Here is a 12,855-nt window from a genome sequence, read left to right as displayed (position 1 = left end):
AGCCGTAACGCACGGCGCCGGCTGCACTTGAACCTTCAGCTATTGCCCCCAGCTTCATTTCAACGAGGGCGTCGATGCCGCCGGTGCCGTTCGGCGCCGCATTCACAAGCATGCCGCAAGGCTGGTCGGGGTCGCTGACGGCGTACAGTTCGCCACCGGCCACAGCGGACGCGTCGGCGATGCTGACGAGGGTGGTACGGCGCTTGAGCTTGCCCAAGTACTGGCTGCGCGCGACGATTTCCTGGCCCGGGTAGCATCCTTTCTTGAAATTGACGCCGCCCAGCAGTTCAAAGTTGACCATTTGCGGCACGAACTGCTCTTGCGTGGCGGCCGTGATTTGCGGGATGCCCGCATGGATTTCCGCCAGGCGCCAGCAATCGTTGCCGCCCTTGGCCAGGTGCTCTGCCAGTTGCGGCCACACCTCGCGCGCCGTGGCGGCGGACGTCAGCCATACAAAGCGGGGATTGCCAAACGCATCGGCCACGCGCAGCAGGGTGCCCAGCGCGTGTTCCACCTTGCTGAACGGCACGGCGGGCAGCACAGGGAACAAGGCGGACAGTGCCGCGCTGGCCCTTACTCCACCGAGGCCCAGGACGACTTGAGTGGGCTCATCGGCGCAAGCATCGTGCAGCTTCGCCTTGGCGCGCAGCACGAACATTTGCAGGCGCTTCTGGATGGCCGGCTGCAGGGTGCGCGGCAATTGCAGATAAATGGTGGTGGCATTGCGCCACATCAAAAAACTGGCCAGCAAGCGGCCCTTGGGCGTGCAGTAGCCGGCCAGGCGCACTTGCTGCTGGTCCAGGTGCTCGACGTCGTTGGTCAGCTGGCCATGCAGGAAACTGGCCGCTTCGTCGCCGCTCAAGCCGATCAAGCCCTGGTCCGTGATGGCCGCGACAAAACCTTCTTGTAGCTGGGGCACTGTCAGGCACTGGCCGAAATCGTGGACAGTGGCGGCGATGGGGGCTGTGCTGTCAGGCGCGCCATCGATGGCAGCGGGGCGGGCGCCTTGTGCAGTTAAAAATTGATTCCAGTTATTCATAATTTCCATTAGATCAGCGATTAAGCATTATCATTACGGGTTCATTATAGTGATGTCGCGCCGATTGCGTCGGCAGCGGCAAGATTGCCAGTGCTGGCGCCGCTTTGCGCGTACTTGCTTCACAAATGAACGATCATAACAAGCGCGCGTTGCCTGCCAGCGCCCGCATCACAAGAATCGGAACAATGGCTTTCTTTAAAAAACTTGTAGTCAGTTCAGTCATCGCCGCCATCGGCGTGGGCGGTACTTTTGTGTACTGGGCGCAGCAGCCCATCACCACGGAAGGCGAAGCGATCCCGTTTACCATTGCGCCGGGCAGCGGCGCGCATGCGGCCGGCCAGCAGGTCGCGGACGCAGGCGTACCCATCGTGCCCATCCTGTTCAACCTGCTGGCGCGCATCGAGGGCAAGACCTCGAAGATCAAGGCCGGTTCCTACGAATTGAAACCGGGCACGACGCCGCAGCGTTTGATCACGCAGCTGGCACGCGGTGAATTTGCGCAAGAGTCCCTGACCATCATCGAAGGCTGGACCTTCAAACAGATGCGCCAGGCGATGGCCAATCACCCTGGCCTCAAGCACGACACGGCGGGCCTGTCCGACAAGGAGCTGATGGCAAAAATCAGCCCCGAATACGTGCATCCGGAAGGCCTGTTCTTCCCGGACACGTATCTGTTCGCCAAGGGCGCCAGCGAAATGCAGATTTTCAAGCAGGCGCACACGGCCATGATCGGACGCCTGTCCGAAGCGTGGGACAAGCGCGATCCGGCCCTGCCGTACAAAAACCCCTACGAAGCGCTGATCATGGCGTCCATCGTGGAAAAGGAAACCGGGCAAAAGTCCGAACGCGCCATGATCGCCGGCGTCTTCGTCAACCGCCTGAAAACAGGCATGCTGCTGCAGACGGACCCGACCGTGATCTATGGCATGGGCGACAATTACCAGGGCAAGATCCGCAAACGCGACCTGGAAGCGGACACCCCGTACAATACCTACACGCGCGGCGGCTTGCCACCCACGCCGATCGCCCTGGCTGGCGCGCAATCGCTGACGGCGGCCTTGGCGCCGGCCCGCACGCAGGCGCTGTATTTCGTCGCGCGCGGCGACGGCACCAGCCAGTTCTCGGCCAACTTGCCCGACCATAACCGCGCCGTGAACCAATACCAGCGTTAATTATTTCAAACTAGAAGCTTCATGACACAACACTATTTACCGCGCTTCATCACCTTTGAAGGCATCGATGGCGCGGGCAAGTCGACGCATATCGGCTTTGTTACCGACTACCTGCAGCAGCGGGGCGTAAGCCTCGTGTCGTCGCGCGAACCGGGCGGCACCAGCCTGGGCGAAAAACTGCGCGAACTGCTGCTGCATGAAAAAATGCACCTGGAAACGGAAGCCTTGCTGATGTTCGCCAGCCGAAGCGAACACATCGCGCAAGTCATCGCGCCCGCCCTGGAACGGGGCGAGTGGGTCATTTCCGACCGTTTTACCGATGCCAGCTTCGCCTACCAGGGCGGCGGCCGGGGCATGGACCTGGGCAAAATGGAGGCGCTGGAAGCGTGGGTGCACCCGCATTTGCAGCCGGACCTGACGTTCCTGTTCGACGTGCCGCTGGACGTGGCCCGTGCCCGGCTGGACGCCACGCGCGCGCTCGACAAGTTTGAGCAGGAGCGATCGGACTTCTTTGCGGCCACGCGCAAGGAGTACCTGCGCCGCGCAGCCCAGTTCCCCGAGCGTTTCCGCATCATCGATGCCACGCAAAGCATTGCCGATATCCAGGTGCAGCTCGCGCAACTGCTTGATGTTATGCTTGAACAAAGTGCTTGAACAAAGTGCTGTAACGCGCTGATTTAAAAGAAGATGACATGACCAGTTCCCTCTATCCGTGGCAACAGGACGCCTGGCAGCAATTGCAAGCCTTGCGCCCGCGCATGCCGCACGCTATTTTGTTCCATGGCGCGCAAGGTATCGGCAAAGCCGATTTCATCGAGCATTTCGCGCAAGCGCTGCTGTGCGAAGACGTGCGCGCCGACGGCCATGCCTGCGGCGCATGCGCCTCGTGCGGCTGGTTTAGCCAGGGCAACCACCCCGATTATCGCCGGGTCCGTCCAGAGGCGCTGGAAGATGAGGTAGCCGACGACGGCGAAGAGGGCGAAGGCGCAAAGAAAAGCGCCAAGAGCAAGACGCCGTCGAAAGACATCAAGATCGAGCAGATCCGCAACCTGGCCGACTTCATGAACATTTCCACGCACCGCCAAGGCTTGCGCGTGGTGGTGCTATACCCGGCCGAGGCGCTGAACACGCCGGCGTCGAACGCCTTGCTGAAGACCCTGGAAGAGCCGCCGCCGGGCACCTTGTTCCTGCTGGCATCGAACAGCCTGGACCGTTTGCTGCCGACGATACTATCGCGCTGCAGGAAATTTGCCTTGCCCATGCCCAGCCACGAGCAAGCCTTGGCCTGGCTTAAACAACAAGGCTTGAACGATGCGGACAGCTGGCTGCGCGAGCAGGGCGGCGCGCCGCTGGCCGCGCTGGCCCAGTCCGAGTCGGGCGGCCGCGAAGAGACGGAACACTTGCTGCAAGTGCTGGCCAATCCCGGCGTGGAAGCGGCCCTGAAGGCGGCGGATAAATTGCAGAAGGCGCCGCTGGCGCCGCTGGTGGCGTCCTTGCAGCGCTGGCTGTATGACGTGTTTTCCGTCAAGCTGTCCGGCACCATCCGCTACTACCCGCGCCACCGGCGCGAACTGGAGGTGCTGGCAGGACGGATCAACGTCAGCCGTTTGATGGCCGCCATCAAGGCCGCAAACGAACGCCGGGCGATTGCCGAACACCCGCTGTCGCCCAAGCTTTTTCTGGAAGATATGCTGCTCGACTACGCATCTAGTTGCCAATAAAATCAAGAGCTTGGAGTGCCAAGTTAATCTGGATTGTGCAGTTCTTGGCGCGATGGGAATGACTAGCCGCAGGCGCGCGTGCAGCTGCGGTATTGCACTTCACACGCTTGCTGGCGTTCGGCGCGCCGGGCGCGGAAGGCCTGGGCTTGCGTTGGTTGCAACTGCTGTGACTGTGGCCCCGCTTCCCGGCCCGCGGCGACGTAGGGATTGCTGCTGGGCTTCATCGACAAGATGGGGCTGTTATCGTCTTCCGTGGCGCTTTGCGCTTGCGCGCGGCAATCCTGGCGTTCCGACGCACACACGGGCGCACACAGGCTCGCGTGGGGGATGGCCTTGGGCGCGTCGCTCTTGTTCTGCACCTGACCTTGCGCAGGCGCAGGCGCTGTCAGGGTCAGGCAGGCCAGCAGTAGCAAAGGACCGACAACTTTCAGCATCAACATTCTCCAAGGTAGCCGCGCGCAAGCCCCTGTCTGCGCCTCGGCGGCCCACTATACATCCTGATAACATTTCTGCCTAGCGCGCCCTGTCTGTTTGCCGCGACCGTGGCCCGGTGTTACAGTCAATGCACTCGACAGCAACGGAGGCGCGCATGAAACGGGTCACTGGCATCGGCGGCATCTTTTTCCACGCGCAAGACCCGGCCGCGCTGCGCGCCTGGTACCAGCGCCACCTGGGCCTGGACGTGCAGGCGTGGGGCGGCGCCGCCTTCACCTGGACGGACGCCGACGGCAAGCCCACCGCCGGCACCACCATCTGGTCCATCGCGGCCAATGACAAGGAGCAATTCGCCCCCGGCAAGGCTGCCTTCATGATCAATTACCGCGTCGATGACCTCGACGCGCTGTTGCAAGCCTTGCGCAACGAAGGCTGTAACGTGCTGGAGAAGGCGCCCGACTCCGAATATGGCCAGTTCGGCTGGGTCATCGATCCCGAGGGCAACAAGGTGGAGCTGTGGCAGCCGCCGGAGGGGCAGTAGGCGGACCACGCGGGAGTCGTCCGCGGCAGGACGGATTTGCGCCTTCCCCCTGCCAGATTGTGCTCCCTCCGGTACAATCCCGCCTTATGTATATCGATTCCCATTGCCATATCAATTTCCCCGAGCTGGCTGCTCGCATGCCCGAGATCCTCGCCAAGATGGCCGAGAACAAGGTGACGCACGCCCTGTGCGTGTCCGTTGACTTGCCGGATTTTCCACAGGTGCTGGCCTTGGCCGAGCAGTATCCGCATATTTTTGCATCCGTCGGCGTGCATCCCGACTACGAAGACACGCCTGAACCGTCCGTGGAAGAGCTGGTGCGACTGGCCGACCACCCGAAGATCATCGCCATCGGCGAGACGGGCCTCGACTATTTCCGCCTGACGGGCGACCTGGAGTGGCAGCGCGAGCGTTTCAGAACCCACATCAAAGCTTCAAGAATCACGCGTAAGCCCTTGATTATTCACACACGCGCGGCCAGTGAAGATACCATCCGCATCATGCGAGAAGAGGGCGCTGGCGTGGCAGACGGCGGCGTGGCCGGCGTCATGCATTGCTTTACTGAATCACTGGAAGTAGCGCGCGCCGCCATAGACATGGGTTTCTATATTTCCTTTTCCGGCATCGTCACCTTCAAGAGCGCGAAAGACTTGCAGGCCGTGGCCCTGGAAGTGCCGCTCGAGCGCATCCTGATCGAGACGGATTCACCCTACCTCGCGCCCGTGCCTTTCCGTGGCCGCATGAACGAGCCTGGCTACGTGGCCCACGTGGCCGAGTACCTGTCGACCCTGAAAGGCATTCCCCTGGAGCAGGTGGCACGCCAGACGACGGATAATTTCTTCAAGTTATTCAATCAGTTGCCATAACTTCTTAAGGTTGACTATGATGAAAAGACTCGCCCTGGCGATGCTGCTTTCCTGCGCGGCGGCCAGCCATGCTGCACCGGAACCGGATGCTTTCTTCCGCGCCGTGTCCGTCAACAATGCCAGTGGCGTGCGCAGCATGCTGGACGAAGGCATGAATCCGAACCAGGCCGACGCGCAGCGGGGCGACATTCCTCTCGTGCTGGCCCTGCGTGACGATGCGGACCGGGTGTTCAAGCTGCTGCTGGACGCGCCCGGCATCGATATCGAGGCGCGCTCGGCCAATGGCAACACGGCGCTGATGATGGCCGCCTACAAGCACAAGCAGGACGCCGTGCAAGCCTTGCTGGCCAAGGGCGCCAAGGTCAACCAGAGCGGCTGGACGGCGCTCCACTATGCGGCCTCTGCCGGCGACCTGCCCATCATGAAAATCCTGCTCGACCGCGACGCCGTGGTCGATGCGCGCGCGCCAGCCAACATCACGCCGCTGATGTTTGCCGCCCGCGAAGGGCAGGAGGGCGCCGTCAAGCTGCTGTTGTCCTGGGGTGCGGACGCCAGCCTGAAGAGCGATCATGGCTGGACGGCCGTACAGTTCGCGCAGGCCGGTGACAAGCCCGGCGTGGTCGCCATCATCGTAGCGGCTCAGCAGGCACGCGCAGCCCGCAAATAAATCAGAAGTAATGTTTTAATTTCAATGCTTTCCATGCCAGCGCTGAAACTGGCATGGAATTGCCTCTCAGCTCAGCCCTTTGTTCTCCCTGGCGATTAACGATAATGAGTGTGTCGCATTAATCAGGAGATCATCGCATGGGCCATCACACCACCGTCAGGCGCCGGCTGTATTGTCGCCGCCCCACACGCAGCCCGTGCGATATCACTGCTTTCTGGAATGACAAAACCGATCGGCCATCGGAGCCAGACTCCAAGAGGACAGACATGCTGAATGAACGAGAAATCGAGAGTTGTTACCTGGGGCAATTTATCCCCGTCCATTACCACCACAATATGTTGATGGACCAGAACCGCATGCACGGGTTCAAGTCGGCCATCGATTACGCGGTGAAACCCGGCATGAAGGTGCTGGAACTGGGCGGCGGCACGGGCGTGCTCTCGTGGTTTGCGGCCGCGCGCGCCGACAAGGTGTGGTGCGTGGAGTTCAATCCGGACATGGTGAAGGAAGCGCGCAAGATGCTGGCGCTCAATCCCAACGGTGAAAAAGTCGAAGTCGTCCACGCTGACGCCTTCGAATACTTGCCGCCCGAGCCCGTCGACGTGGTCATCTGCGAAATGATTCATGTCGGCATGCTGCGCGAAAAGCAGGTGGAAGTGATCGAATCGTTCAAGCGCCGCTACCTGGCCCGTTTTGGCGGCCCGCTGCCTATTTTCCTGCCCGAAGCCGTGATCATGGCCGTGCAGCCGATGCAGCAGGAATACGATTTCGAGGGTTTTTACGCGCCCATCGTGCAATTCCAGGAAACCACGGCCATCCATCCGGGGGTGCAGGAACTGGCGCCGCCGTCCGTGTACAGCATCATCGACTTCAGCCAGCCGACGGATAGCGTGTTCGGCTTTGACGGCAAGTTCGTCGTCGAGCGCAGCGGCACGCTGAACGCCTTGCGTTTCGTCACCAAGAACATCCTGGCCGTGGTGCCCGAGCGTTCGACCACCATCGACTGGCTGAACCACTACATGTGCTTGCCGCTGGCCGCGCCGGTGGCCGTGAAGGCGGGCGATGTGTTGCAAGTGAGCTTCCAGTACCGCGCCGGCGGCTCGATTCCTTCGCTGGAAGCGTCGATCCGCGCGCAGGTGATCTACGATGTCAACCTGCAACCGTCTACGCAGAACGCCGTCTACGCCTGAGTGTTATGCATGTTAAGGTAACGCCGCAGCGATTTCATCCTGCGGCGTTTGGCCATTCAGGGTATATTTCGTCTTTTACCCACTGGACAGCTTTACTATCATGGAACAGATCGATCAGCGTTACCTCGTGCAACAGAACAAAATCAGCGATGGCGAGACCAAGCCGCCCGTGTTTGCCAAGGTAATGCGCAGCAAGGAAGGCGTGTTTGAAGGCGTATCCTTCATCAAGTCGAAGGATAAGGCCACCGTCATGACCATCGAAGATGCCAACCAGGCCATCAAATGGGCCACCAACAAGAAGCCGAATGCGCATGAGTACATCACGAAAGTGATTTGCGTCGGCCAATAAGCGCATCGCCAGCTACCGTTTATCCCCGCTTTTACTCCGTTCATCCGCGCATTGTGCCGTTCATCGCACGGCCGTTGCGGCTGCGACGGCGCTTTACTATAGTGCTGTCACGGTAGCGGGGCAAGCACGGCTTGCTCCGCACATTTCATTCGAGGGGAACGCGATGCTGGGATTCGTGCTGTGGTTGCTGCTTTTGCTGGTGTGCTGGCCCCTGGCCTTGCTGGCCCTCGTGCTGTATCCGCTGGCCTGGCTGTTGTTGCTGCCATTGCGTCTGATCGGCATCGGCGTGGAAGGCGTGTTCGAATTGCTGCGCGCCATCGTCATGCTGCCGGCGCGCGTGCTGGGGGGCGGCCGGCGTTGAGACTTGCCCCTACCATAAAAAATGGCGCCGTTGGCGCCATTTTTATTTCTGTCACTGTGCCGCTTACAGGTCGACCATGAAACCGGCGCCTATCGATTTCTGCGAATAGTTGTAGTCGATCAGGCTCTGGCCATAACCGGAGAACAGCTGCAGATAGCCCTTCAGGTTGGCTTTCAACGGGAAAGCCCAGCTGGCCTGCATGGAGCCGTGTTTCTTGCTGAAATTACGCCGTGCCGTGACGGCGTATTCATGGCCCTTGTTGCGGTAGCTCAGGCGCAAGTCGCCATGGCCCATGTAATCGGTGATGTCGATATTGTCATTGTCATTCGCGCTATTGTCGAGGCGGTGCCAGACGCGGGCCGTGACGGCCAGATTGTCTTTTTCCATGCCCAGCTCGGCATACACGCGATTCCAGCTGCGTGACAGGGTCGATGTCTGGCCATTCGACTGGTGCACCAGGCCCAGGTTCAGGTAATTGAATTCCACGCCGGCAAAATTCTTGTTGATCGGCATGACCAGCATCAGTTCCGGCTGATAGTTGGTCTCGCGGAAAGGACTCGATGCCTTGCGGTTATATGCTTGCCAGAAACTTTGCTGGGTGTAGCCGAACCACATGTCGATGGGCGTGCCGGCGATGTCTTCCAGCATCTTCATCTTGAAGCTCAACTGGAACGTCAACTCCACATGCTGGCTCTTGATGCCGCCTGGCGTGAAATCCTGGAAAGGTTCGTCGTTCGAGGCATCGCTGTAATTGGCCAGCAGCAGATAGGTGTCGCGGTGCGGGCGGAAGTTGAACAGGCCGCGCTTCGAAGCGTCGTTGAGTTCCCAGGATTGTTGTGTGCGCGAAATCGGTGCTTCCGGTGGCGCCGCGCCAGCCTGTGCGATCGCGGGAATAGCCGCGTTCACCGCAGCCGGTGTGGCCACGCCAGGCGGGCTGACGGGCGTAAATGGGGCGGCCTCGGCGGCTGCTGCCAGCGTGACGGCCGCAGTGGCGGGGTCACCACCGGCGGCGATGGTGGCCTTTTCGGCCGCCTTGGCCAAGGTGTCGAAGCAGCCCAGGCGGGCACTGGCATCGCCAAGCACGGCGCAACGTTGCATTTGCTGTTCCAGTTCGCCGGCCATGGCCAGCGCCGGCGATGCCAGCAAGGAAGAGAGGATTATTTTTCTTAGTTGGATAGTCATAGGCTGAGTGGGGCATGTCATTCGGTGCGCACCTGGGCTGGCATGCCGGCGGCGTCGCCTCGCACGGTAGATCACCGTGCATCTTGATCCTGATTAATCTTTGTTGGATTGAGGTATGAAAGTATAGCCGAAACTCTTGTTTGTCCTGCGCAAGGTGTGTGCGCGTCAAGGCTGGTGTTGCGTGTACGCCAAAAACCGCGCACCGTCCGCCCTCCAAATCGATGTCTGCTACACTGAAAAACCGGGCGCCGGGAATAGCCATGGAGATTGTGATGACCCGCAAAACACCTATCGAGCGCTACCGCAATATCGGCATCAGCGCCCATATCGACGCCGGCAAGACCACCACCACCGAGCGCATCCTGTTTTATACGGGGGTGAATCACAAGATCGGCGAAGTGCACAATGGCGCTGCCACCATGGACTGGATGGAGCAGGAGCAGGAACGGGGCATCACCATCACTTCAGCCGCCACCACGGCCTTCTGGAAAGGCATGGCCGGCAACTTCCCTGAACACCGCATCAACATCATCGACACGCCCGGCCACGTGGATTTCACGATCGAAGTGGAGCGCTCGATGCGCGTGCTCGACGGCGCCGTGATGGTCTACGATGCCGTCGGCGGCGTGCAGCCACAGTCCGAAACCGTCTGGCGCCAGGCCAACAAATACCATGTGCCGCGCCTCGCCTTCATCAACAAGATGGACCGGGTGGGAGCCGATTTCCTGCGCGTGCGCCAGCAGATCGCCGACCGCCTGAAAGGCGTGGCCGTGCCTATCCAGCTGCCCATCGGCGCCGAAGAGCATTTCACGGGCGTGATCGACTTGCTGAAAATGCGCGCCATCACCTGGGACGACGCCAGCCAGGGCGTGCAGTTCAGCTATGCCGAGATTCCCGCCGAGCTGCTGGCGCAGGCGCAGGAATGGCACGAGCACATGGTCGAACACGCGGCAGAGGCCAGCATCGAGATGACGGAACGCTACCTGAATGGCGACACGTTTACGGAAGCGGACCTCAAGCAAGCCTTGCGCGCACGCACCATCCGTAACGAGATCGTGCCCATGCTGTGCGGCAGCGCTTTTAAAAACAAGGGCGTACAGGCGATGCTGGACGCCGTCATCGAATACCTGCCGTCGCCGATGGAAGTGCCGCCCATCATGGGGCATGACGAGCACGACAACGAGGTGGAGCGTCACCCGACGGACGAAGAGCACTTTGCCGCCCTGGCCTTCAAGATCATGACGGACCCGTTCGTGGGGCAGCTGACCTTCTTCCGCGTGTATTCTGGCGTGGTGAACTCGGGCGACATGGTCTACAACCCCACCAAGAGCGCGCGCGAGCGCCTGGGCCGCATCCTGCAGATGCATGCGAACGAGCGCAAGGAAATCAAGGAAGTGTATGCCGGCGACATCGCCGCCGCCGTGGGGCTGAAAGCCGTCACCACGGGCGACACCCTGTGCGCCATCGACCACATCATCGTGCTGGAAAAGATGATCTTCCCGGAACCCGTGATTTCCCAGGCGGTCGAACCGAAGACCAAGCCGGACCAGGAAAAGATGGGCATCGCCCTGAACCGCCTGGCGCAGGAAGACCCGTCGTTCAAAGTGCACACGGACGAGGAATCGGGCCAGACCATCATGTCGGGCATGGGCGAATTGCACCTGGAAATACTGGTGGACCGCATGCGGCGCGAATTCGGCGTAGAAGCGAACGTGGGCAAGCCGCAGGTGGCGTACCGGGAAACCATCACGCGCACGGTGGAAGATATCGAGGGCAAGTTCGTCAAGCAGTCGGGCGGACGGGGCCAGTACGGCCACGTGGTGCTGAAACTGGAACCCTTGCCGCCGGGCACAGGCTACCAGTTCGTCGACGCCATCAAGGGCGGCGTGGTGCCGCGCGAATTCATCCCCGCCGTTGACAAGGGCATCGCCGAAACCTTGAAGGCCGGCGTGCTGGCCGGCTACCCCGTGGTGGACGTGAAGGCGACCCTGACGTTCGGTTCCTACCACGACGTCGATTCCAACGAAAACGCGTTTCGCATGGCCGGCTCCATCGCCTTCAAGGACGGCATGCGCAAGGCCCATCCCGTGCTGCTGGAACCGATGATGCAGGTGGAAGCGGAAACGCCGGAAGAATTCATGGGCAACGTCATGGGCGATCTGACGGCCCGGCGCGGCATGGTGCAGGGCGTCGATGACATCCCCGGCGGCGCGGGGCGCATCGTCAAGGCCCTGGTGCCGCTGGCCGAAATGTTCGGCTATTCCACCACCTTGCGTTCGCTGACCCAGGGCCGCGCCACCTATACCATGGAATTTAAGCACTATGCGGCCGTGCCCAAGCATATCCTCGACCAGGTGGCGGCGGGGAAGGCGAAGTAGGCTCAATGGGCCCAATTGGTGGTTGCCGCCAGTTGTCGCTGCAATTTGACCGGATCGAGGAAAATGGCAAGACGACGATGAACTTGCGGTCGACGCCGCACGAGGCGACGGATGAGCAGCATCGGACTTTTTTGGAAGGGCATGAGTCGATGAAGGAGGGGTTCGAGGCGACTTTCGCCCAACTGGCACAGTACTTGGCGCGTGTTCAGTAAGGTGGTGTAGCTTGGTTAAAAACGGCGGGCCAGAGTCGCGAGCCTGAAAAAATGGCCATGGCTGCGTTGCTTGGGCTCGCCGTACTAACCGTACTGTCTTCGCCCGCGCGCCTTGCCCTGGCCATTTTTCAGGCCCGCTGGGCCCGGGGAGCCTGGGCTTGCGGAGCGGGCGTGTTCTTGCTGTCGTTGCAAGTTCGCGTTTTAGGAATGTCTGCTTGCGTCCCAAGGCGGAAGTACAAGTGAGCCGAAAGCTCAGTATCTGGCGTTAAAGTCCCAAAGCTACGTTCCAGTCTTTTTCATTCGGTATGCAATGGCAGCATACAAAAAAGCGACTCCGGCGACTCCGGCAGCAACGCCATATTGATGGCCAAGGCAGAGGCTAGCGCTACTCAAACCAAAAACACCTGCAACGATTGCAAAACCTTTTGATTTCTTCATTTATTTAAAGTTTTAGGAATAAAAATGACGGATCTGCTTTTGGCCGCTTGCCGCCCTTGGCTGGTTCCAGCCTGCAGCGTATTGATTCGCTATAGCGCGAAGTGAGGTTTAGCTCAATTCTTTTTTGATGGCCAGATAAAAGCTATTGTTGCGCAAAATATACCGACAAAGGCAGCACGCCCCCAATCGAATTCATGGGCGGCACCAAGGAAGCGAGTGTAAAGCAAGGTTCCAGTCGCAACTCCCAAACCAACGCTGACGAACTGTGGAAATATTTTTTTCATATGTTCCCTGAATGATGCGA

General features: G+C 60.4%; 15 protein-coding genes. 11 read left to right on the top strand and 4 right to left on the bottom strand.

Annotation, left to right across the window (positions count from 1 at the left end; translation table 11 throughout):
* Positions 1-1,039, bottom strand: a 1,039-nt coding sequence (locus tag K0F85_RS09040; RefSeq protein WP_374198662.1) for a folate-binding protein YgfZ, incomplete at its 3' end; no start/stop codon positions are given.
* A gap of 185 nt (positions 1,040-1,224) precedes the next feature.
* On the opposite strand from K0F85_RS09040, the gene mltG reads away from it, so the two are divergent.
* The 3 genes from mltG to K0F85_RS09025 are packed head-to-tail and all read left to right on the top strand — an operon-like array spanning position 1,225 to position 3,932.
* Complete coding sequence (mltG, locus tag K0F85_RS09035; protein WP_219115715.1) at positions 1,225-2,211, top strand: endolytic transglycosylase MltG; 987 nt, start codon at positions 1,225-1,227, stop codon at positions 2,209-2,211.
* A gap of 21 nt (positions 2,212-2,232) precedes the next feature.
* Positions 2,233-2,865: a dTMP kinase gene (tmk, locus tag K0F85_RS09030; protein ID WP_219115714.1), complete on the top strand. Its 633-nt coding sequence runs from the start codon at positions 2,233-2,235 to the stop codon at positions 2,863-2,865.
* 38 nt (positions 2,866-2,903) lie between these two features.
* The gene (locus tag K0F85_RS09025) at positions 2,904-3,932 is read left to right on the top strand and encodes a DNA polymerase III subunit delta' (protein ID WP_219115713.1); all 1,029 of its coding nucleotides are present in this window, start codon (positions 2,904-2,906) and stop codon (positions 3,930-3,932) included.
* 62 nt (positions 3,933-3,994) lie between these two features.
* Here K0F85_RS09025 and K0F85_RS09020 read toward each other — a convergent pair whose 3' ends face one another.
* Positions 3,995-4,366 carry a hypothetical protein gene (locus K0F85_RS09020; protein WP_219115712.1) on the bottom strand — a complete coding sequence of 124 codons (372 nt, stop codon included), beginning with the start codon at positions 4,364-4,366 and terminating at the stop codon, positions 3,995-3,997.
* A gap of 155 nt (positions 4,367-4,521) precedes the next feature.
* Here K0F85_RS09020 and K0F85_RS09015 point away from each other — a divergent pair, with 155 nt between their 5' ends.
* The 6 genes from K0F85_RS09015 to K0F85_RS08990 all read left to right on the top strand — a co-directional run bounded on the left by K0F85_RS09015 (position 4,522) and on the right by K0F85_RS08990 (position 8,341).
* Positions 4,522-4,908 carry a VOC family protein gene (locus K0F85_RS09015; RefSeq protein ID WP_219115711.1) on the top strand — a complete coding sequence of 129 codons (387 nt, stop codon included), beginning with the start codon at positions 4,522-4,524 and terminating at the stop codon, positions 4,906-4,908.
* 86 nt (positions 4,909-4,994) lie between these two features.
* Positions 4,995-5,774, top strand: a complete 780-nt coding sequence (locus tag K0F85_RS09010; protein WP_219115710.1) for a TatD family hydrolase — start codon at positions 4,995-4,997, stop codon at positions 5,772-5,774.
* Between the two features lie 16 nt (positions 5,775-5,790).
* A complete protein-coding gene (locus K0F85_RS09005) occupies positions 5,791-6,441 on the top strand; it encodes an ankyrin repeat domain-containing protein (RefSeq protein ID WP_219115709.1) in 651 nt (216 codons plus the stop codon).
* Between the two features lie 266 nt (positions 6,442-6,707).
* On the top strand, positions 6,708-7,631 hold the full coding sequence (locus K0F85_RS09000; RefSeq protein ID WP_219115708.1) for a methyltransferase domain-containing protein: 924 nt from the start codon (positions 6,708-6,710) through the stop codon (positions 7,629-7,631).
* A 100-nt stretch (positions 7,632-7,731) separates the two neighbouring features.
* The gene (locus tag K0F85_RS08995) at positions 7,732-7,980 is read left to right on the top strand and encodes a hypothetical protein (protein WP_219115707.1); all 249 of its coding nucleotides are present in this window, start codon (positions 7,732-7,734) and stop codon (positions 7,978-7,980) included.
* A 163-nt stretch (positions 7,981-8,143) separates the two neighbouring features.
* Positions 8,144-8,341, top strand: coding sequence for a hypothetical protein (locus K0F85_RS08990; protein ID WP_096235523.1), 198 nt, complete (start codon positions 8,144-8,146; stop codon positions 8,339-8,341).
* A 63-nt stretch (positions 8,342-8,404) separates the two neighbouring features.
* Here K0F85_RS08990 and K0F85_RS08985 read toward each other — a convergent pair whose 3' ends face one another.
* Entirely contained in the window at positions 8,405-9,523 is a 1,119-nt protein-coding gene (locus tag K0F85_RS08985; RefSeq protein ID WP_257572638.1) for a phospholipase A, read from the bottom strand.
* Between the two features lie 272 nt (positions 9,524-9,795).
* On the opposite strand from K0F85_RS08985, the gene fusA reads away from it, so the two are divergent.
* Entirely contained in the window at positions 9,796-11,901 is a 2,106-nt protein-coding gene (fusA, locus tag K0F85_RS08980) for an elongation factor G (protein WP_219115706.1), read from the top strand.
* Positions 11,902-11,906: 5 nt separating this feature from the next.
* Positions 11,907-12,113 carry a hypothetical protein gene (locus K0F85_RS08975; RefSeq protein ID WP_219115705.1) on the top strand — a complete coding sequence of 69 codons (207 nt, stop codon included), beginning with the start codon at positions 11,907-11,909 and terminating at the stop codon, positions 12,111-12,113.
* A 551-nt stretch (positions 12,114-12,664) separates the two neighbouring features.
* Here the strand turns inward: K0F85_RS08975 and K0F85_RS08970 are convergent.
* Positions 12,665-12,835, bottom strand: coding sequence for a hypothetical protein (locus tag K0F85_RS08970; RefSeq protein ID WP_219115704.1), 171 nt, complete (start codon positions 12,833-12,835; stop codon positions 12,665-12,667).
* Positions 12,836-12,855: the final 20 nt, after the last annotated feature.

The organism is Janthinobacterium sp. UMAB-56 (genome assembly GCF_900095265.1).
GTDB lineage: Bacteria > Pseudomonadota > Gammaproteobacteria > Burkholderiales > Burkholderiaceae_D > Janthinobacterium.
The sequence above is the reverse complement of the archived record's forward strand: the minus strand, read 5'-3'. Positions and strand labels throughout refer to the sequence as shown.